Source organism: Streptomyces sp. NPDC058257, from assembly GCF_042881845.1.
Classification (GTDB): domain Bacteria; phylum Actinomycetota; class Actinomycetes; order Streptomycetales; family Streptomycetaceae; genus Streptomyces.
In genome coordinates this window covers 163,174-180,196 of sequence record NZ_JBHVXJ010000002.1, presented here as the reverse complement: position 1 = coordinate 180,196, position 17,023 = coordinate 163,174, and the positions used below count along the sequence as shown (strand labels likewise).

At 67.6% G+C, this 17,023-nt stretch carries 32 protein-coding genes; 1 reads left to right on the top strand and 31 read right to left on the bottom strand.

Annotated elements, in window-relative coordinates; genetic code table 11:
• Positions 1-123: 123 nt before the first annotated feature.
• Positions 124-639: a hypothetical protein gene (locus ACFVXC_RS06115; RefSeq protein WP_389901956.1), complete on the top strand. Its 516-nt coding sequence runs from the start codon at positions 124-126 to the stop codon at positions 637-639.
• Here the strand turns inward: ACFVXC_RS06115 and ACFVXC_RS06110 are convergent.
• The 31 genes from ACFVXC_RS06110 to ACFVXC_RS05960 all read right to left on the bottom strand — a co-directional run bounded on the left by ACFVXC_RS06110 (position 593) and on the right by ACFVXC_RS05960 (position 17,005).
• Positions 593-2,095: a hypothetical protein gene (locus tag ACFVXC_RS06110; RefSeq protein ID WP_389901954.1), complete on the bottom strand. Its 1,503-nt coding sequence runs from the start codon at positions 2,093-2,095 to the stop codon at positions 593-595. The two genes, ACFVXC_RS06115 and ACFVXC_RS06110, sit on opposite strands and share 47 nt — an antisense overlap.
• On the bottom strand, positions 2,092-2,280 hold the full coding sequence (locus ACFVXC_RS06105) for a hypothetical protein (protein WP_389901953.1): 189 nt from the start codon (positions 2,278-2,280) through the stop codon (positions 2,092-2,094). Before ACFVXC_RS06105 ends, ACFVXC_RS06110 begins: the two co-directional genes overlap by 4 nt.
• A gap of 3 nt (positions 2,281-2,283) precedes the next feature.
• Positions 2,284-2,526: a hypothetical protein gene (locus ACFVXC_RS06100; RefSeq protein ID WP_389901951.1), complete on the bottom strand. Its 243-nt coding sequence runs from the start codon at positions 2,524-2,526 to the stop codon at positions 2,284-2,286.
• Entirely contained in the window at positions 2,523-2,990 is a 468-nt protein-coding gene (locus ACFVXC_RS06095; RefSeq protein WP_389901950.1) for a hypothetical protein, read from the bottom strand. Before ACFVXC_RS06095 ends, ACFVXC_RS06100 begins: the two co-directional genes overlap by 4 nt.
• Before the next feature lie 9 nt (positions 2,991-2,999).
• Positions 3,000-3,272: a hypothetical protein gene (locus tag ACFVXC_RS06090; protein WP_389901948.1), complete on the bottom strand. Its 273-nt coding sequence runs from the start codon at positions 3,270-3,272 to the stop codon at positions 3,000-3,002.
• A 13-nt stretch (positions 3,273-3,285) separates the two neighbouring features.
• Positions 3,286-3,798, bottom strand: a complete 513-nt coding sequence (locus tag ACFVXC_RS06085; RefSeq protein WP_389901946.1) for an HNH endonuclease signature motif containing protein — start codon at positions 3,796-3,798, stop codon at positions 3,286-3,288.
• Positions 3,795-4,310 (bottom strand): hypothetical protein, encoded by a 516-nt coding sequence (locus ACFVXC_RS06080; RefSeq protein ID WP_389901945.1) that lies wholly within the window; start codon positions 4,308-4,310, stop codon positions 3,795-3,797. The genes ACFVXC_RS06085 and ACFVXC_RS06080 overlap by 4 nt, the downstream gene beginning before the upstream one ends.
• 9 nt (positions 4,311-4,319) lie before the next feature.
• Positions 4,320-5,048: a lytic transglycosylase domain-containing protein gene (locus ACFVXC_RS06075; protein ID WP_389901943.1), complete on the bottom strand. Its 729-nt coding sequence runs from the start codon at positions 5,046-5,048 to the stop codon at positions 4,320-4,322.
• 93 nt (positions 5,049-5,141) lie between these two features.
• Positions 5,142-5,426, bottom strand: a complete 285-nt coding sequence (locus ACFVXC_RS06070; protein WP_389901941.1) for a hypothetical protein — start codon at positions 5,424-5,426, stop codon at positions 5,142-5,144.
• Between the two features lie 51 nt (positions 5,427-5,477).
• On the bottom strand, positions 5,478-6,281 hold the full coding sequence (locus ACFVXC_RS06065) for an N-acetylmuramoyl-L-alanine amidase (RefSeq protein WP_389901938.1): 804 nt from the start codon (positions 6,279-6,281) through the stop codon (positions 5,478-5,480).
• The gene (locus tag ACFVXC_RS06060; protein WP_389901937.1) at positions 6,281-6,586 is read right to left on the bottom strand and encodes a hypothetical protein; all 306 of its coding nucleotides are present in this window, start codon (positions 6,584-6,586) and stop codon (positions 6,281-6,283) included. The genes ACFVXC_RS06065 and ACFVXC_RS06060 overlap by 1 nt, the downstream gene beginning before the upstream one ends.
• 14 nt (positions 6,587-6,600) lie before the next feature.
• Positions 6,601-8,403 (bottom strand): fibronectin type III domain-containing protein, encoded by a 1,803-nt coding sequence (locus ACFVXC_RS06055; RefSeq protein WP_389901934.1) that lies wholly within the window; start codon positions 8,401-8,403, stop codon positions 6,601-6,603.
• Positions 8,403-8,552 carry a hypothetical protein gene (locus ACFVXC_RS06050; RefSeq protein WP_389901933.1) on the bottom strand — a complete coding sequence of 50 codons (150 nt, stop codon included), beginning with the start codon at positions 8,550-8,552 and terminating at the stop codon, positions 8,403-8,405. The genes ACFVXC_RS06055 and ACFVXC_RS06050 overlap by 1 nt, the downstream gene beginning before the upstream one ends.
• Positions 8,539-8,904, bottom strand: a complete 366-nt coding sequence (locus ACFVXC_RS06045) for a hypothetical protein (RefSeq protein WP_389901932.1) — start codon at positions 8,902-8,904, stop codon at positions 8,539-8,541. Before ACFVXC_RS06045 ends, ACFVXC_RS06050 begins: the two co-directional genes overlap by 14 nt.
• Before the next feature lie 201 nt (positions 8,905-9,105).
• Complete coding sequence (locus ACFVXC_RS06040) at positions 9,106-9,471, bottom strand: hypothetical protein (protein WP_389901930.1); 366 nt, start codon at positions 9,469-9,471, stop codon at positions 9,106-9,108.
• A 40-nt stretch (positions 9,472-9,511) separates the two neighbouring features.
• Entirely contained in the window at positions 9,512-9,757 is a 246-nt protein-coding gene (locus ACFVXC_RS06035; RefSeq protein ID WP_389901928.1) for a hypothetical protein, read from the bottom strand.
• Positions 9,758-9,869: 112 nt separating this feature from the next.
• Positions 9,870-10,118: a hypothetical protein gene (locus tag ACFVXC_RS06030; protein ID WP_389901927.1), complete on the bottom strand. Its 249-nt coding sequence runs from the start codon at positions 10,116-10,118 to the stop codon at positions 9,870-9,872.
• A gap of 1 nt (position 10,119) precedes the next feature.
• Positions 10,120-10,413 carry a hypothetical protein gene (locus ACFVXC_RS06025; protein WP_389901925.1) on the bottom strand — a complete coding sequence of 98 codons (294 nt, stop codon included), beginning with the start codon at positions 10,411-10,413 and terminating at the stop codon, positions 10,120-10,122.
• Between the two features lie 4 nt (positions 10,414-10,417).
• Complete coding sequence (locus ACFVXC_RS06020; RefSeq protein ID WP_389901922.1) at positions 10,418-10,990, bottom strand: hypothetical protein; 573 nt, start codon at positions 10,988-10,990, stop codon at positions 10,418-10,420.
• Complete coding sequence (locus tag ACFVXC_RS06015) at positions 10,987-11,763, bottom strand: hypothetical protein (RefSeq protein WP_389901920.1); 777 nt, start codon at positions 11,761-11,763, stop codon at positions 10,987-10,989. Before ACFVXC_RS06015 ends, ACFVXC_RS06020 begins: the two co-directional genes overlap by 4 nt.
• A 1-nt stretch (position 11,764) precedes the next feature.
• Positions 11,765-11,971, bottom strand: coding sequence for a hypothetical protein (locus ACFVXC_RS06010; protein WP_389901918.1), 207 nt, complete (start codon positions 11,969-11,971; stop codon positions 11,765-11,767).
• The gene (locus tag ACFVXC_RS06005) at positions 11,968-12,231 is read right to left on the bottom strand and encodes a hypothetical protein (protein ID WP_389901916.1); all 264 of its coding nucleotides are present in this window, start codon (positions 12,229-12,231) and stop codon (positions 11,968-11,970) included. Before ACFVXC_RS06005 ends, ACFVXC_RS06010 begins: the two co-directional genes overlap by 4 nt.
• 3 nt (positions 12,232-12,234) lie before the next feature.
• Complete coding sequence (locus tag ACFVXC_RS06000) at positions 12,235-12,654, bottom strand: hypothetical protein (protein ID WP_389901913.1); 420 nt, start codon at positions 12,652-12,654, stop codon at positions 12,235-12,237.
• A 74-nt stretch (positions 12,655-12,728) separates the two neighbouring features.
• Complete coding sequence (locus ACFVXC_RS05995) at positions 12,729-13,016, bottom strand: stage V sporulation protein S (RefSeq protein ID WP_389901912.1); 288 nt, start codon at positions 13,014-13,016, stop codon at positions 12,729-12,731.
• Positions 13,017-13,077: 61 nt separating this feature from the next.
• Complete coding sequence (locus tag ACFVXC_RS05990; RefSeq protein WP_389901910.1) at positions 13,078-13,644, bottom strand: crossover junction endodeoxyribonuclease RuvC; 567 nt, start codon at positions 13,642-13,644, stop codon at positions 13,078-13,080.
• Positions 13,644-14,114 carry a hypothetical protein gene (locus tag ACFVXC_RS05985; RefSeq protein ID WP_389901908.1) on the bottom strand — a complete coding sequence of 157 codons (471 nt, stop codon included), beginning with the start codon at positions 14,112-14,114 and terminating at the stop codon, positions 13,644-13,646. The genes ACFVXC_RS05990 and ACFVXC_RS05985 overlap by 1 nt, the downstream gene beginning before the upstream one ends.
• Positions 14,111-15,019, bottom strand: a complete 909-nt coding sequence (locus ACFVXC_RS05980; RefSeq protein ID WP_389901905.1) for a hypothetical protein — start codon at positions 15,017-15,019, stop codon at positions 14,111-14,113. Before ACFVXC_RS05980 ends, ACFVXC_RS05985 begins: the two co-directional genes overlap by 4 nt.
• A complete protein-coding gene (locus ACFVXC_RS05975) occupies positions 15,001-15,366 on the bottom strand; it encodes a WhiB family transcriptional regulator (protein ID WP_389901903.1) in 366 nt (121 codons plus the stop codon). The genes ACFVXC_RS05980 and ACFVXC_RS05975 overlap by 19 nt, the downstream gene beginning before the upstream one ends.
• Entirely contained in the window at positions 15,366-15,680 is a 315-nt protein-coding gene (locus tag ACFVXC_RS05970; protein ID WP_389901901.1) for a hypothetical protein, read from the bottom strand. The genes ACFVXC_RS05975 and ACFVXC_RS05970 overlap by 1 nt, the downstream gene beginning before the upstream one ends.
• A complete protein-coding gene (locus ACFVXC_RS05965; RefSeq protein WP_389901899.1) occupies positions 15,680-16,693 on the bottom strand; it encodes a hypothetical protein in 1,014 nt (337 codons plus the stop codon). The genes ACFVXC_RS05970 and ACFVXC_RS05965 overlap by 1 nt, the downstream gene beginning before the upstream one ends.
• An 87-nt stretch (positions 16,694-16,780) precedes the next feature.
• Entirely contained in the window at positions 16,781-17,005 is a 225-nt protein-coding gene (locus tag ACFVXC_RS05960; RefSeq protein WP_389901897.1) for a hypothetical protein, read from the bottom strand.
• Positions 17,006-17,023 lie beyond the last annotated feature (18 nt).

The following is a 17,023-nucleotide window of genomic DNA, read 5'->3' as shown; positions in this document are numbered from 1 at the left end:
GGCTGAGGGGCGGGGCTCTGCGTCGTGGGACGCAGGGCCCTATTTTTTTGCGCGAGATCCTGCACGTGCGCACGCAACTGCGTACGCACCATGGCAGGGTGTGGCCGAGGGAGGAGGCTCAGCATGGCCGAATTGCAGGTTCCTCACGAGGTGCTGGCGTGCTTGCCGTGCCCCTGGGACGCGCTGTCCGAAGCCGAGCAGGCATTCGTGCTGAACGTGGCCGCGAAGGACGGGTTGGGCGAGGCTCTGACAAGCGCTGCCGTTTCGCTGACGCTCGCGCTGGCGCTGGGGGACAGTGAGGGGCACGCGGCAATGAGTGAGGGAGCGGGCGTGGATATTGCGCACAAGGACGTTCAACAGCGGCTACGCGACGTCAGCGAGAAGTACGACTGGCAGGCGCTGGCTCGGCAGGCGGCAGCGTTTGCCAGGTACGTGGACAGCCAGTCGTTCCACTACGCGGTTGAGCACCACCCTAGGGACGCGGCGCGGGAGCTGCACGAGTTCTTGGACCGGCTGCCGGACCCGCAGGACGTGTTGTTCCTGCGGCCCTTCTACGAGGAGGAGTTTCCCCTGTCAGAGGGGGAAGACCGAGTTACTCCGACCTCGGCTGAGGTTCTTCCACGATCTCGGCGTCCATGATTCCCATCTGGGACAGGGCGCTCTCGGTTGACACTGTCCCGGCGGGGGACAGCGCGGGGGGCCCGTCCGACTTCGGGCCGAAGAGACGGCTGATCAGGCCCACCTCCGCGTTGTCCTTCGTCTGCATCTTCATCGAGAAGCTGAACCCTGCTTCTTCGATGTCGCTCTTCAACTTCACGAACTTGGCGAGGCGGTCCATCTCGGAGGAGAGGTTCGGATCGGCGTACCCGCCTTCTACCTCCTCTGACATGCGCATCGAGAAGACCCTCATGGCCTGCATGCTGATCATCGAGTCGAGCAACGCGAGGTACTGCTCCTTGGTGCGCACGCGCACGGGCATCTCGTACGCGCAGGATTCCCCGGGCTGGTACTCGGGACATTTGTTGGCCAGGAAGCACCCGTCGCACACGCGGACGCGGGGGTCGACGGCGTTGATGCGGTGCTCGGTGCGGCTCTGGCGTTCCCCGGTGTCGGGGTCGGTGTAGCGGTGGACGAATGCCTCGGTCTCGATGCCGGGGAGCAGTTTCGTGCCCCGTCCGGCGGAGGGTTGAGTTGCCCCTTCGTGCTGCTCTTCTGAAGAGGTCGCCGTAACTGCGGGGGCACTGCTTTCCCCGGCTTCGGGTGTGGGGGGTAGGGCGGTGTCAGTTACTCCCTTGCCGTGGCGCTGCGAAATGTGGTCGATCTGTCGGCGCCAGGACCACAGGCTGAGGCGAAGGTTCTCGGTGGCGTCGTCGGCGTCGATGAGGTCGGTGTCGAATCCGGCACCTGCGATCAACGTCCTGTGACGCTTGCGGGCCTGGGCCTTGTACCGGGCGGGGTAGCGCTTCATCTCGGTGCCGGTCCAGATGAACGATTCGCCGTGCTGGGCGGCCGATAGCCATGTGGTGGAGGAGACGGAGTGCCAGTCGGCGGCGAGCATGAGCGGGGGGCTGGAGAAGCCCATGCCGTGCAGGCGGATGGTGCGGCTCATGGAGCGGAGGGTGGGGATGATGTCCCGGTCGCCGCAGGTGCCCTGTCCCACCGCGATGTAGGGGTAGGTGTCGGCCATGCGCTTGAGGACGTCCAGGCCCCATTCCTCGTGCCAAACGACGATCGACCGTTCCGGGTCGAGGTGCTGGCGGCGCTGCTCGATCCAGTCGCGGCCCATGGGGAGGGCGTCGAATTCGACGTATGCCTGGACGCGGTCCAGGTTCTGTTCCACGAAGGTGTCGTAGTGGTCGGCGATGTCCTGGATTTCCTCGGGGGTGACCTCGACGCCGGCGCGGTTGAGCGTGTGGCAGCCACTGTCCAGGAACACCGACTGCTGGGGGGTGTAGTGCTCGGCGATGGACCACGGCTTGCTGAACTTCACGCGCCTGCGGAGCCCCATGTAGGACATGCCGACGTGCGGGACGTCTTCGGCGGCGAGCAGGTTGCGGTGGGAAGGGATTTCCGCACCCGCGAAGTACATGATCATGCGGGGGTCTCCGAGGTGGCGGCGTCGTAGAACGTCTGGCGCCTGAAGTGGTGGTTGTCTTCCGCGCAGATGCCGGCCAGTTCGCGCATGACGTAGTCGATGCCGTTTGTGTCGTCGGGGTAGTACTCGCGGGCCTGGCGCAGGGCGCGGGCGATGGCGCGGTAGTGCTTGCGGGACATAGCCATCGGCTAGTCCTGGCGGGGGTCGATGAACTCCACACGCGTGGCGCCGTCGTGGCCGTGGATGTGCTCGACGTGCTCGATGGCGTCGTAGAGGGCGTGGGTGGCGATCTGGGTGCGCCAGCGCAGGGCGCAGGTGCCGTCGGGCCACTCGATGCCGTCGGCGACGTGGCCTTCGCCGGAGACGCCGGTGACGTCGTCGGTGCGGATGAGCTTGAACCGGCGGGGGGCGAGGTGTGCGGGGATGATCATCGGTGCTCCGGTGTGTGGGGGGTGAGGCGGAGGTCGTGCTGGCGCTCGACGTCCTCGGCGAGGTCGTCCCAGGGGCGGATGGCCTGCGGTTCGGTGCTCGGGGGCCGGGGGCCCTGGAGTGCGGAGGTGATCAGGGCGGTGTTCCAGCCGGCGGCCAGCTCGGCGGTGGCGCAGGCGGGGTCGGACTCGATGACGAGGGCGCCGATGCGCCAGGCGCGGACGCGGTGGAGTGCTTCGAGGCGGCCGGCGGGTCCGGGCTCGGGCGCGTGGAGGTAGGACTGGTGGCCGGTGATCTGCCGCTTGTGCAGCCAGATGGCGATGTCCTGCTCGGTCCACGTGTGGGAGAGCAGGTGGAGGCGGCAGTTCTTGGCGAGGGACTGGTAGAGGCCCCAGCCGGTGTCGATATGGCCTTCGCTGTCGGGTAGGCGCAGGACGCCTTCGACGACCATCACGGCGGCGAGCACGGCGGGCTTTCAGAGCTTGAGCTGGTCGGCGAGGGACTTGTTCTGGGCGGCCTGCTGCATCTGTGCCGTCATGGCCATGAGCTGGTGGGCGGTGATGGCGGCGAGCTTGGAGGCTTCGATGTCGGAGACGACCTCGGAGCAGCCGAACTTCATCTCGATGACGCTGGGGGCGTGTTCGGGCTTGACGGGCTTGTCGATGTCGCTGACGGCCTCCCATTCCCCGTTGTCGTGCTGGACGACGAGGAAGGCGGTGCGCACGTTCAGGGCGGTGTCCTCGGGCATGGAAGTCTCCGGTTCAGATCTCGTAGTAGTAGGTGCTGTAGTCGAATTCGCCGTCGTGCTGGTCGGCCTGGGCTGCGCGCTTAGCGCGGCGTCGTTCCTTGTCCCGGGCGCGAATGCAGGTGATGCACTCACGGCGTCCGGAATGCCAGCGAGTATTTTCTTCGCTGTATTCATGGCCCTTGGGGCAGTTTGTTTTCCGCGCGTTCTTGGCGGAGAAAGACTCGCCGCGTTCTACGTTCTCGGCCGCCGGTACGGGTTCCAGGTGGTCCGCGTTGCAGCAGGCGCGAATGCGGCAGAGATGGTCGACGTGCCAGCCCGGGGGGACGGTGCGTTCATTGGCCAGTTCCCAGGCGATGATGTGGCTGCCCTTGACGCGGCCGTTGGGCAATCTGAATTTGCCGTAGCCGTACTCATCCTTGGCGCCGAGCCATATGTGGCAGTCGTCGAACTCAGTGCCCTTGTCGACCTTGTCGAAGAAGCGTCGCTCCCAGCCGCCCGGGGGGTGGCGGCGGTTGGTGGGGCTCATTTGTACTGCCCGAGCCTGGCTCGCATCTTCTGCTCGTTGACGCTGCGGATGGGGCAGTAGTCGCAGAGGTAGCGCTGCTGGGAGGGGTTGTGCTTGTCCCACTTGGGCAGGCCCTCGGACTTGCGGTCACCGGCGGTGGGCGGCACGAGGCGCTTCTTGTCGCTGTGGAAGTCGGAGCAGGTCTCGGGCCGACCCCGGCCGCGCCAGCACTGCATGGCGTCGGCCTTGAGGGTGTCGACGGCCTGGTAGACCCAGGGCTCCATGCCGGTGGCGCCCTCTTCCTGCCAGACCCGCTTGAGGATTTCATCGCGGGCGGAGGAGTCGGAATTCCAACGGTCCTCGTCTACGCCGTCGACCGGGTAGAGCCGGCCGAAATGCCTTTCCCCGTTGGGGTACTGATGCTTGGCTACGGCGTATTCGAGGACCGTGTCTCCGCGCGGGTCACCCTTGTACTCCGGAAGTACTTCCGTGGAGTGGCAATCCTTGCAAAGGAGTAGGCGGATCTGCGTCATGCGTTGACGCTAATACCACCCATTTTTCTGCCAGAAATTCCAGGCTCCGCACGGAGTTCCGTAGCGCGACTTGACGTAAGAAAGCCCCCACCGCATTTGCGTGAGGGGGTTGGACTGCCAGTCGCTGCCGGCAGATGCCATCTTCGACCCGGGCAGGGCCTGGAAGAGGCCGTAGGCGCCGGACGAGGGGTTGGACGCCCGATGATTCCAGCCGCTCTCACGGCTCACCAGGTTGCTCAGGCACTGGTACTGGGCGGAAGAGAGCTGGGAGCGCGCCACTGCGCGTGCGCCCGAGACGGTCGCGGCCTGCGCGGGCGGCGAGGAGCGGCGCTGTGTGCGGGAGCTGCGCTCGGGCGCGGTGTGCTCGGTCTTGGCGGCGGCCTGTTCGGCGGCGCGGCGCTTGGCTGCGGCTCGCTGCTCGGCGCGGTGCTGTGCGGCGGCCTTGGCCTGCTGGGCGCGGCGCTTGGCTGCGGCTTCGGCGACGGCCTGGCGGTGGGCTTCGGCCTGTGCCTGGGCCTGGAGGTGCAGGGAGGCGGCGAGGCCGGCGGGATCGCCGTTCAGGATGTCGCGCAGTGGCGTCATCGTGGGGGTGAGCACCGTGTGCTCGCGGGTGGAGCGGTCGTCGTCGGCGTCTGCCTGGGGGGTGAGGGCGGCGGTCGTAAGGAGACCGGCGAGGAAGAGTGCGGCGGCGATGCGGCACTGGCGCCAGGAGACGTCGGGGATTTTCGGCCGGGACACCGGGTGTCCTTTCTACGGGGACAGGGCCCCGGCCATCCCGAAGGCGTTCCGGCGCTGTCACCGTAGAGCCTCAGAAAATGAGGCTGGTATCCGCTATACGGGCGGCGTCCCGTACACAGGGTTGGGGTTCTTGGCGGGCTTCTGCGGATAGGTCGGCGGGCGGGCGAGGCCGAGGAACCAGCCGAACCCGGGGCTGGCCTTGGTTTCCAGGAGGCGGAAGAGGCCGTAGTAGACGGCGGCGAAGGCGGCCACGAGGCCGTTGGAGAGGGCCGTTTCGTCGATGTCGACGTTGATCTGTACGAGGAGTGCGGCGACCCAGCCGACGATGATGGGGACGGCCGTGCGCCACAGGGAGACGGCCCAGTCGTAGACGCTCATGGTGGGGCTGCTTTCTTTTCCAGCGCTGCACAGTGCGCTATCCGAACTGGACTACTTCTTGGGGAGCTTGAGTACCTGGCCGACCTGGAGCTTGTTGGGATCGGGCAGCTTGTCCTTGTTGAGGGTGGCGATCTCCTTGTAGCGGTCGGCGTCGCCGAGCTTGGCGCGCGCGATCGAGGAGAGGGTGTCGCCCTTCTTGACCGTGTAGGTGGTCGTGGTGCCGGGTGACCAGCTCGCGGCGTGCTTGAGGCGTTCGGCGATGCGGGTGCGCATCGAGGCCATCGTGAAGCCCTTGGGGTCGACCTTCTGATCCGACCATTCGAGGTGTCCGATGACGCTCTTGGCGCCCCACTCGTGGGCGCGGCAGACGGCGGCGGTGGCCCGGACGATGGCCTCGATCTGCTTGGCGGGCCAGGGGTCGTTGCCGGTGCCGAGGTTCTCGCATTCGAAGCCGTAGAACCTCGCGTTGCCGTCGATGGCGCCCGAGTCGCCCTCGCCCTTGTTGGTGGCCGGCGGGTTCGTGGCGTAGGACTCCGCGATGACGGCGTTGAGGACGTCCAGGTCGCCGCCGCCGGCGTGATTGGCGCGGCCGTAGCCGACGAGGTAGACGACGCCGTCCTTGCCGATCACGCCGTGGCACAGGGGGCCGGGCAGGGTGGGGTAGCCGTCCTTGCAGATGGTCACCGTCCTGGCTGTGCCGGAGGTGACGGTGTGGTGGACCATCACGCCGTGGACGGGGCCCCACGAGCCCTTGTGGTTGCGGTTGTGCGTGGTCCAGGAGCCGACGGTGACGACGGTGCAGCCTTCGGCGCGCAGGGCGTTGGCGAACGCGGTGGCGGACAGTGGGGGCGCCATCAGGTTGTCACCTCCGGCCACGTCCACTGTCCGGGCGCGTCGCCCTCGGAGCGGCTGGTGGCCCAGAAGACGTCGGTGCCGTCGAGGTGGACCTGGAGGTTGACGGAGCCGGCCTGCCAGATGCGGACCATGACGCCCGGGAACACCTGGCCTTCAGCGACTTCGTTGCCGACGTGTACGACGGCACCGCTCTCCTGGCTGGCGATGCGGGATTGGACGGCGTCCTTGCGGCGCTTGTTGATCTGTGCGGCGTCGTCGGCGCTGGCCCGGAAGTGGACGGTGCGGCCGAGGGTGGGGGTGGGCACTGTCTTGGTTCTCCTTACGAGGCGGGGGTAGTGCCGGTCACGGCCGGGCTCGACTTGGCGCTCTCGCCGACGGTGTTCACGGCGGCGACGGTGATCGAGTAGGCGGTGGAGGCCGTGTAGCCGGTGATGGCGGCGGTGGTGGTGCCGGCCGGGATGGTCGCCTTGAGGGTGGAGCCGTCGTACACCTTGTAGGAGGTGACGGCGGGCTGGGCGCCGGTGGGCGCGGTCCAGGTGACGTTCATGCCGGTGGTGGTCACGGAGTTCACGGCCACGGCGGTGGGGGCGGTGGGCGCGGCGTTCGTCTTGCCGGTCAGTGCCGTCGACTTCGCCGACTCGCCAACGGAGTTGGTGGCGGTGACGGTGATCGAGTAGTTCTGGCCGGCGGTGTAGCCGGTGACCGTGCCGGAGGTGTTGGGGGCGGCGACGTCGCCCTTGTTGGTGGTGCCCTGGTAGAGCGTGTACTTGGTGACCGGCGGGTCCATGGTGATCGCGTTCCACTTCACGGGGACGCTGGTGGTGGACACGGCGCCGTTGAGCGCGAGGCCGCCCGGCGCGGTGGGCGCGGCGGGGGTGGGCACCGTGCCGGTCAGCGCGGTGGAGGCGGGGCCGACGCCGAGGGAGTTGCCGGCGACGACGGTGAAGGAGTACGCGGTGCCGGCCTTGTAGGAGAGCGTGACGTGCGGGGCCGTGCCGAGCGGGGCGGGCACGGTGGCGACCTTGCGGGTGCCGTCGTAGACCGCGTAGTAGCTGGGGGCGCCGTTCACGCTGCCGATCGACGGGGCGGTGAGGGTGAGCTTGACCTGGCCACCGACGATCGGGGACTCGGTGAGCGCGGGTGTGCCGGCCTTGCCCGGGGAGGCGGTGGCCGGGGGAATCTGGCTGCGCAGCACGGGCGAGAACGAGCCGATCGCGGTGCCGTTGGCGTCGGTGCGCACCGCGCGGACCTTGAGGGCCAGGCGCTGCTCGGGGACGGTGTAGTTCGGGGTGGTGAACGTGACCGGGCCGGAGCCGGTGGGCTGGTTGACCTCGCCGAGTTTGACGTCGCCGACGTTGAGGCCGATGCGGTCGTCGTCCATCGGGACGTCCGTCTCGCGGCTGGAGTTGTCCCACACCTCGTACTTGGTGACGTTGAGCTGCTTCTGCCAGCGCAGCTTGACGGGGCCGCCGCCGGAGCTGGTGATGACCGGCAGGGGGCCGTCGAACTGGACGTCGTTGACGGGGCCGGGCGGCAGGGTCGTGTGCTGCTGGTCGTAGCCGACGGCGGGGGTGGTCACGGTCAGCGGGTCGGAGGCCGGGCCGTAGACGTTGTCGTGGTTGTACGCCTCGACCGTGACGGTGTACTCGGTCTCCGGCTCGATGCGTGTCCACTGCGGGCGGGCGGGGTCGGTGCGGTCCCAGTAGCCGGTGATCAGCGCGTCGGTTTCTCCGCCGGGGACGATGACGTCGCCCTCGCCGACGACCGTGACGCGGTGCCCGGCGATGTAGATGTGGTCCAGGCCCCGGCTGCCGAGGTTGTAGCCGCCGGCGTCGGGCAGCGGGGGCATCGGCGGCATCTTCGCGTGCGCGGTGATCTCGCCGATGTTGGAGTGCCAGTAGATCTGGATTTCGCGCGGCTGGACGCGGCCGGCGCCGGTGTCCTCGCCGTCGGCCGTCTTGTACCAGGTCGGCTTCGGGGGGACGATCTTGTCGCCGTAGTCGGCCGGCCGGGCATCCACCCGCTCCTCGGCACTCAGCGGCTTCTCGACGAGCGCGACGGGGCTGCCGGACTCGGACGTCAGCTCGGAGTTGGTCTCCAGGTTCCACTTTTCGTTCGCCATCAGGCTGGCCTTTCTCTGGTCTCGTCGCCGGACTCGGGGTCCGTCACGGGCGGTTCGGGGAGGTGGCGGGCGATGGCCCAGGCGACTGTCATTCCGAGCGCGCTGATGACGATGGAGACGATCTGGGCGGTGAGGTCACTGGTATGCACGGCGACGCACTCCTCGGAGCTGGTACAACCAGGCACCCGATGCCACGACGGAGATCGACAGGTACCGCAGGCAGTTCGCCACGTTCGTGACGATCGAGGGCTCCTCGCGGAACCACGCCAGGGAGGCGAACGCCAGCAGGTATGCGGCGATGTAGCGCATCGGGGCCAGGTCGTGTCTCAGCCACACGTAGACGCAGGAGCCGGCGCCCAGGGCGACGCCGATGACGACGTAGCAGACGGCGATGAATTCCGAAGCGCCGTCGGTGTGTATGGCGGAGAACGCCCCGTCGCGGCCGAGTCCCCGCCCGATCGCCAGCGCGACCGTGTATAGCGAAATCCCCAGCCCGACCATGACGGGCGGGGAATAGGAGACCGGGCGGGAAAGAGCACTAGTTGCCATTGTCTTCGTCGCTTTCAGTGCCGGAGCTGCGCCGAGTGCGTCGCGGGACAGGTGGAGGGTCTTCGGGCAGGTATTTCGCAATCAGCCTGAAGATAACGAGACCAATTGCGCTGACAAATATGGAGACTGCCTGGGCTGCAACATCGCTCATGGTCACGGCCGCTCCCGGAGATGCCTCAGCCACGCGGAGAAAGAGGCCACGGAAATCCCGAGAAAGGCGGCGACGTTGGCGAACTGCATCCACACGGTTGCCGGGGAATTGATGAGCGACACGGACGCGAACGCGAGGAGATACGCGCCGAGGTAGCCCATCAGACGCAGGCTGGAGGTCTTGAGGGAGTACACCGTCGAGGCCACGCCGAGCACAATGCCGAGCGTCGTGTACGCCAGCGCGATGCAGTACGCGGCACTGTCGGTCGACGCGTCCACGACGCTGAACGGCGTGGAACCGAGCGCCTTTTGCAGCGCGGCGCCGGCCGTGAAGACGCTGAGCCCGACACCCAGCAGCTTCTTGGTCACGGCCGGCGGGTAGTAATACCCGCTGCACTCACGCTTCACATCAGATCCCGACGTAGTGGGGTGTGGGCGTCGCCACGAAGTTCGGCGTGGACACGGCGCCGCCGTCCGGGCGGTGCTTTACCGGGTCCTCGTGGATGCCGTACCAGCGGTCGTCCAGGTCGCTGCGCACGGCGTAGGTGGTGGCCTCGACGACGCCGCCCCGGTCGGTGACGACCTTCTTGTACGCGCCGTCGGTGACGCCTTCGTTGAGATCGCCGGTGAGGGAGCGCGGGTTCGCGTAGCTCACTTCGGGTCACCACCCTTCTTCTTCACGGCCTTCTTGACCGTCTTCGTCGCGGTGCGCTGCGCCTTGGCCTTGCGCCGGCGCAGCCAGGCGAGATTGATCCGGGGCAGGCGCATCACTTCTCACCGAGCTTTCGGACAGCGGGAGCAGCACGCTTCTTCGAGGAGCCCGAGGTGACACCGGCGCCCATCGTGCGGCCGACGGAAACGCCCGCGCTGAACTCCGAGGACGCAGACGGCGCCTTGGGCCCGTACGCGCCCTTGGTGCGCTGGTCCTGGAGGTTGGACTTTCCGTGGGTGACACCGGTGACGTTGTCGCCCCGGCCGGTGCGGCGGCGGTCGGTGGTACGGGTGGCCTTGGGCATTTCACATCACTCCCAGAGCGGGGTACGAGGTCGCGGAATATCCGGACTGGCGCTGGCTGTAGTCGACTCGGCTTCCGGGATAGACCTCGTCCAGGCGCGCGATGTCGGAAATCCCGGGGACGTGTTGCCGGTATCCAAATCGCGGGGGCGTCCTGCCGATGTTCGGAATGGGCGGCTTGATCCTGCGGGCGGCATCCGGCGGCAGGTCCGTCCACTCCCGCAGGTAATTCGTGACCTGCTGTTCCTGGAGCGTCGACCACGGCCGGCGCGCATACATGGAGTCCTGGGAGCGCATTCCGTCACCTCCAGGCCGGCTTGAAGCGCTGCAACTGAGCGCGCCGGGCCTCGTTGACGGCCGTGAACGGCGGGGTGACTTCCTGGGTGTACACGCGCTGCGCGGTGGCGAACCGGGCCTGGGTGGCGACCAGGGATTCGCTCTTGCCGTCGTTGACCAGGGGCGAGCCGATGAAGGACCCACGCTGGGTCCACTTCTCGCCGCGTGCCTGGGCTTCGAGGCCGGCGGTCGGGTTGACGTCGTCGGTCCAGTAGTAATCGGCGGGGTCGATTCTCTCCCCCTTGTGCACACCGCGCTGGTACGAGCGCTGGGTGGCGCGGTTGCCGATGTTCTCCAGGAGCCGATCCTGGCGGCGGGTGCCGGCGCCGATCGTGCCGAGGTACCCGTCGGGGTACTCCGCGCTCGGGACGTGTCCGGTCTCCATCAGGCGCCGTGCGTCGAGGATGTCGCGGGCACCGGTCATCAGGTAGCCGCCGCTGCCGCCGGTGTACGTGGTGCCGCCGGAGACGGGTCCGCCCTGGTAGGGCGGGTTGTAGGACAGGTTCGCGTTGGCGCCTGCGCGCTGGGGGTAGCTCACGACTTGGCCCACCCTCCAGTCGACTTGTAGAGCGGGTTGCCGGACCGCTTGGGGTCGGTGGCGATGTTGTTGATGGACGTGAACGCCTTGGCGCCCAGCCCCACGGCCAGGCCGCCGTAGCGTGCGGTGCGTCCGACCCAGGCCGGAGCCGAGGAGGACCCCGTCGCGGGGGTGGCCGGGGGTGCGGCCGGCGTTGCAGGCGGGGGCGGGGCCGGGCGGCCCGGCATCGAGATGTTCTGGTCGGCTACGGGCTCCGGGCCGAAGCGCTGGCCGGCAGCGGCATAGGCGGCGCCATTGATCGTCACGGGCTGGCGCGTGCGCGCGGCCGGGGCGGGTGCGGTGCTGTCCGTGGGCGCGGGCCAGTGGGTCGGGCTGGGGCCGGCCGCACCGGGCGAGGACGGGCTGGAGGGGGTGGGCCCGAGCATGGTGAGTTCGGGCTGGGTCCAGTTGCTCGACGCGGGAGCCTGCGTGGACTCGGCGGGCTCGGGCGGCGGGGTGACGCGCTGGCTGGCCATGGAGCGCGTGGACATCCCCGGCAGCGCCGGGCGCGAGATGCGGAACTGGGAGGCGTTGAACGTCGGAGCCGGCGGTCCCTGCGGGTTGCGGACTTCGTCGGCCGAGAAGAGAGACGCCTGCTGCCCCTGGGGGCGCGCAGCCGGTGCCGACGCCGGGTCGGAGGCCGGCGTGGGGGTGACGCGGTGGGAGCGCATGGCCTGGTCGCCAAACCCGCGAAAGGCGGGCTGGCGGAACTGGCGCGAGTTGAGGTCAGCCATGTCACCTCCAGGTGGAGTTGGCTCCATGCGTGAATTCGTTGAGCGCCGGGGCCCGGTCGAGGCCGGCGTTGAAGGCGAAGCTGCTGTCGGCCTGCTGGTCCATGTCGGGCTGGGCGGGGGCGACGGCGAGGGAGCCGTCGGCGGCCGAGCCGGTCAGGGGCAGGGATGCGGTGCGCGGGCTGCTGGGCGAGGTGGCGTCAGTACTCATGAGCGGGCCCACCCGAGGTCGTCCGCCGGGTCGGGTACCGCCGGTGCTGGGGCCGGGGAGCCGTTGCCGCTGGGCATGGCGTTGGCCGCCGCATTTCCGAACTGCATGGCCGACAGCACCCGGCCGCCGTTTCCGGCACCGGCTGTGCCTGCGCGGATGGCTCCGGACTCGGCGGCCGAGGTGACGGCCGAGCGGGAGGCGGTGGAGGCGGCACCTCGGGCGAGGCCGGAGGCGGCGAGCCGTGCGAGCAGAGGCCACATGGGTCAGCCCCCCTGGTAGCCGGTGGAGCGTCCGGAGCTGAAGTTGTCCTGCTCGCCGAAAGCGGAGCGGACCTGCCGGGAGCTGGTGGTGGCGCAGCAGGGGCAGCCGGGCCCGTGGTAGGAGCGGGAGACGGTGACGACGCCGGTGGGGCCGTAGGTCTCTGCCGCGCTGGTGGTGCGGTGGCTGCGGTGTGCGGCGTTCTTCAGCGTCGGGTCCTGGCCCTTGGACAGGCCGGTGCGGGGCCGGGAGGTGCCGTTGGTGGGGCGGGCCCAGGTGACCTGGTGCGACTCGGCGCCCATGGTGGGGAATTCGCCGGTGTTCAGGCTGGTGACGACGTTCGTCTTGCCTCGGTTGGGCGGTGTCCAGTGGCTCATGTTCTCCTCCGCGCGGCGCGTGGGTGGCCCGGAGAGATTGCTGAACATGAGTGCTGTCTGAGTTGTGAAGCGAGAGGGCCTGCTCCGGGGAGTTTAGGGCTCGCTAGTTTTTGCGTGATATTTCATGAGCCCATGACGCGGATCGCGATTCCGAGGAGTTCCCCTTCCGGGGACTGGCTGCGGAAGAAGGTGATCTCCTCGGTGAGGCTCGTGCCGAAGGAGGAGACGAAGGATTGGGCGATGGGGATGGCCTTGACCGACTGGTTGATTGCGCCGGCGCCCACGGCCTTCAGCACGACTTGATTGCCGGCCTTGATGGCGTGCGCGATGGCGGAACCGAGTTCAGGCGGCGGCGTTGTCGACTTGACGCGGAATTCCTTTTCGGAGACCGCGTCCGACTGAGTCTGCACGATGATTGCTCCCTGCATTAGAGCCGATGCAGGGAGCGTATGCGCGCGGAATTGTTTTCGGTTATGCCGTCCTTTTTGTGCGCGGGGGCTTGGGGTTGAGGATGGAGTCGATGACTTCCTGCTGGAACTTCAGCTCCAGGGGCTGTTGGGTCTCCAGGCCGGCCGCGATGCGGGCCAGGACGTAGGCGTCGGCCGCGTCGTGGCTGGAGGACTCGTGCTTCCAGCGCATGTACACGGCGAGCATCATCTTGTCCTTGTCCGCGCGGCCGGAGCCCGTCACGTACTTCTTCACGGTGGTCGGGGCGACGGCGTGCAGCAGGTGCGGCGGGAAGGTCTGGACGAGGGCCAGGCGCATGACGCCGCCCAACTCCCCCAGCTCCTCGCGGCGGAACTTCGAGCCGTAGGCGTATCCCTCGAAACAGACCTGGCGCACCGTGCCCTCATGGCGCAGGTGCATGAAGTGCTCGCGCAGGATGTTGTGGACGTAGCCCAGGCGCTGCGGTCCGGAGCCGGCCTTGGCCGGGGAGAAGTCGTAGGTGTGCTCTTCGGCGGAGCCGGTGGCCGGGCAGTAGGAGACGATCGCGCAGCCGGAGTACGACTGGTCGATGCCGATGTAGGTGCGCGGCATCACACGCCCCATCGGTGGGAGCGGGACTCGGTGTCGCGGGAGTTCTGCCGGCGGGTGAGGTCGCGTGAGCAGAAGCTGGCGCGCGCCTCGGCGTTCTTGTGGACCATGTCCAGGGCGTCGCACAGGCTCTGGGCGTCCACGTGGGCGCGCTCGTCCTCCTGGACCTGGACGTCGGCCTGGGCGGCGGCCTTGCGGCCGGCGACCGTCTTCTCCATGGACGCCTTGAGGCTGGCGGTGGCCGTGGAGTGGTTCAGGTTCTGTTTGGCGGCGCGCTCGTTGGCGCGGGCCTCGACCAGGCGCATGGCGGCGTACGCGGTCCAGGAGACGTACTGGCCGTACAGGACCATGAGTTCTTGGTCGGTGAGGTGGGTGATGTCGTGCGGCAGCGGCGGGAGGTAGCCATCGGGGCGTTCCTCCTTGTCGAAGCCCTGGGATTCGAGTTCGTCCCAGAGCCGGTCTGCGGCTGTCATCGGGTCTCCTTGAATTCCAGGCACGAGGTGCAGCCGGCGCGGCCGTTGACGTTGCAGAACGGGGCGGTGTCGGCGGCGATGCAGTCGACGATGGCCTGGGCGGCGTCGATGAGCGGCTCGGAGTACGACTCGTCGTAGGTCGCGGTGAAACTCTTCGTCTCCTGGGTCGACTTGAAGTCGTAGAAGAAGACGGTGCGGTCGATGTCGAGATCCTCGAAGTGGACACCGAGGTACATGTAGAGCTGGGTCTGGCGGACCGCGCTGGGCAGCGGCCGGCGGAAGTCCCGCCACAGGCGCGTGAGGTCGGGGAGCTTGCCGAACGTGTCGGTCTCGACCATGTAGCGCTCCAGGAACTCGGGGCGCTCGTAGCGCAGGGAGCCGAGGCCGAGAGTCTTGATCTCGATCAGCGCGTTGTCGTGCGGGCTGTAGCCGTCGGCCTTGCCGCCGATGCGCAAGGGGTGGGCGTTGAGGGGCACTTCGCGGTACTCGATGCACTCGGCGGGTGCCGAGCAGTCGGTGCACCTGTCGGGGGTTGTTTCGGCCCAGAATTCGGTGCCGCAGAAGTGGCACAGCCAGTCACCGGCGAGGCGGCCCATTTCCGCGAGCCAGCGCTGCCACTTCGCGTGAGTTTGGTGCCCCTCCTGGAAGATGTTCTCGCGGGTGAAGTTGGTCTTCTTGCGCTCGGCGGGCTCCTGCTCCAGGCGCAGGCGGTGGAAAGCCGCGAGATGGCACCAGTCCGGCTTCACCATCTCGCTGGGGTGGAGGACGTCCTGACGGCGCCCGGAGGGCTTGAGGGCCTTTTCCAGGACGTGCTTTTGGAGATCCCCGAAGAGGGGCTCTGCGCTCTTGGCTGCGTTCAGGTACTCGGTGAGCGCCGGCCCGCCCTTTACGACGCGGCTTGCCACGGGGTCTCCTCGTTGGTCGGGTTCTCTGTCTCTCCGGGGGCGTGCCAGATCCATCGCTCGGGCATTCCGGGGTTGCGCATCCGCATTTCCAGGCGGTCCTTGGCGTTCATGCCGCCCCAGACGCCGAAGTTCTCCTTGTTGAACATGGCGACGCGGAGGCACTCGGTACGGCGTGGACAGACCCGGCCGTCGTAGGTGCCGTTGCAGATATCGAGTGCGAGGGATTCGTCCTCGAAGAACACGTCGCGGTTTCTGGTGGGGGTGAGTGAGGCGTCGCGGCATTTCGCCTCGCCCCGGTGGTGTGTCTCGGACCAGTTGGGTGCGTTGACGACAGCGCGGATTCCCATCACGTGTCCTCCTCGCGTTCGATGAGGCGCAGGAACGTTTCCTTGGAGACGACGACCCAGGTACGGCCTTGCATCTCGACGGCGAAAGCCATGTCGCGCAGGTCGAGGAGGGCGTTGGTCTCGGTGTTGACCAGGTCGCGGTGAGTCAGGGAAAAGCGGGCGGCGGTGGTGGTCTTGCACTCGATCGACCAGTGGTCGTTCCTGATGTCGTTCTTGACCGCCCAGCCGTTTCCGCTACCGGCGACGGTGATGCCGCCGATCTCCTTGGCGAGCTTCTTCTCCTGGCTGCGGGAGGCTTTGATGCGCCGGTCCATCAGTCCTCGCTCACCCGGATCGCGGCCATCACGTCGGCGCTGAGCTGCTGCTGGAGGTCGAGGTCTTCCCGCATGGCGGCGGCCATCTTCTTGTCGCCCTGCCACATGTAGTCGCCGTACTTGTACCAACTGCCGTCGAGGCGAATGAGGCCGTGGTAGATGCCCTGGGTTATGAGCTGGGAGGCCAGGTCGTATTCACCGGCGCAGATCCCCGTCGAGCTGTTCGCGAAATAAAAGCGAAGCGTGGAGACCTGTTGGGGTGCGGCCGACTTGGACTTGAGGGTCTTCAGCTTGATGACCTGTCCGACGCGCACCGAGCCGCCGGGGCGCTTCTCGTCGATCCATTCGGTACGGCTCACCTCGACGCGGGTGTAGTAGGCGTAATTCTTTGCCTTGCCGCCGGGGGAGGTTTTGGGGGTGGCGCCGTTCGGTGCCCAGCCGCCGATCTGGTCGCGGAATTGATTGACGATCAGAGCGAGGAGCGGCCGTTCCTGCTCGACGAGGGACCGGCGGGTGGCCTGCCCGACCTTGCGGAAGAATTTCCCTGTGACGCGGGCGCCGCCGGCCATGGTCGCCTCGTCCATGTTCTTGGCGTCCTCGTCGTCGGCGACCAGGGCGGGATAGGAGTCGAGAACGATCGCGTCCACGGCGCGGGATTCGGCGGCCTTGATCATCTCGGTGTAGGCGGTTTCCATGGCGTTCGTCTCGAAAACAATGACGCGATCCACGTCGACCCCGAGGGTCATGGCCCATTCGTGGTCATAGCCTTCTGCGGCGACCCAGAATGTGGTGAAGTCCGGGTCCTGCTGCTGATTGGCGGCGATGGTTTTGTGGACGATGGTGGTCTTGCCCGACGATTCGGCGCCGAGAATCTCGTTCCACTGATTGCCGGGCCACCCTCCGCCGAGCATGACGTCGAGGGAGAGGGAACCCGAGGTGAACCGGGGGACGGTGGGCATCTTCGATGCGAGAACGACCGATCCGGCGCCGTACTTTTTGTTGATCCGCGCCATGAGAGCGCGGGTCTCATCACTGAGCGGCATTCATGAACCGTATGAAACGGAAAAAATACCGCACAGGGCCAAATGGGTGGCCTATTTTCAGATGTCCTTGCACCATTTCGGTTCGTCGTCATCGCCGAGGCAGACGTGCGTCCATGCCGGTTCTGCGCCGTCCGGTCCGATGCTGGCGGCCGGGGTGCGGGGCGTTTCCCGATGAGTGCTGCCGCTGCTTTGCGAGGCGACGATCAGATAGAAGCCGACGGCGATGCAGGTAATAGCGGAAATGAGCAGGGCGGCACGAAGGACGGGCATGCGGGTCTCCATGAATGAGTCGAGTGTTGG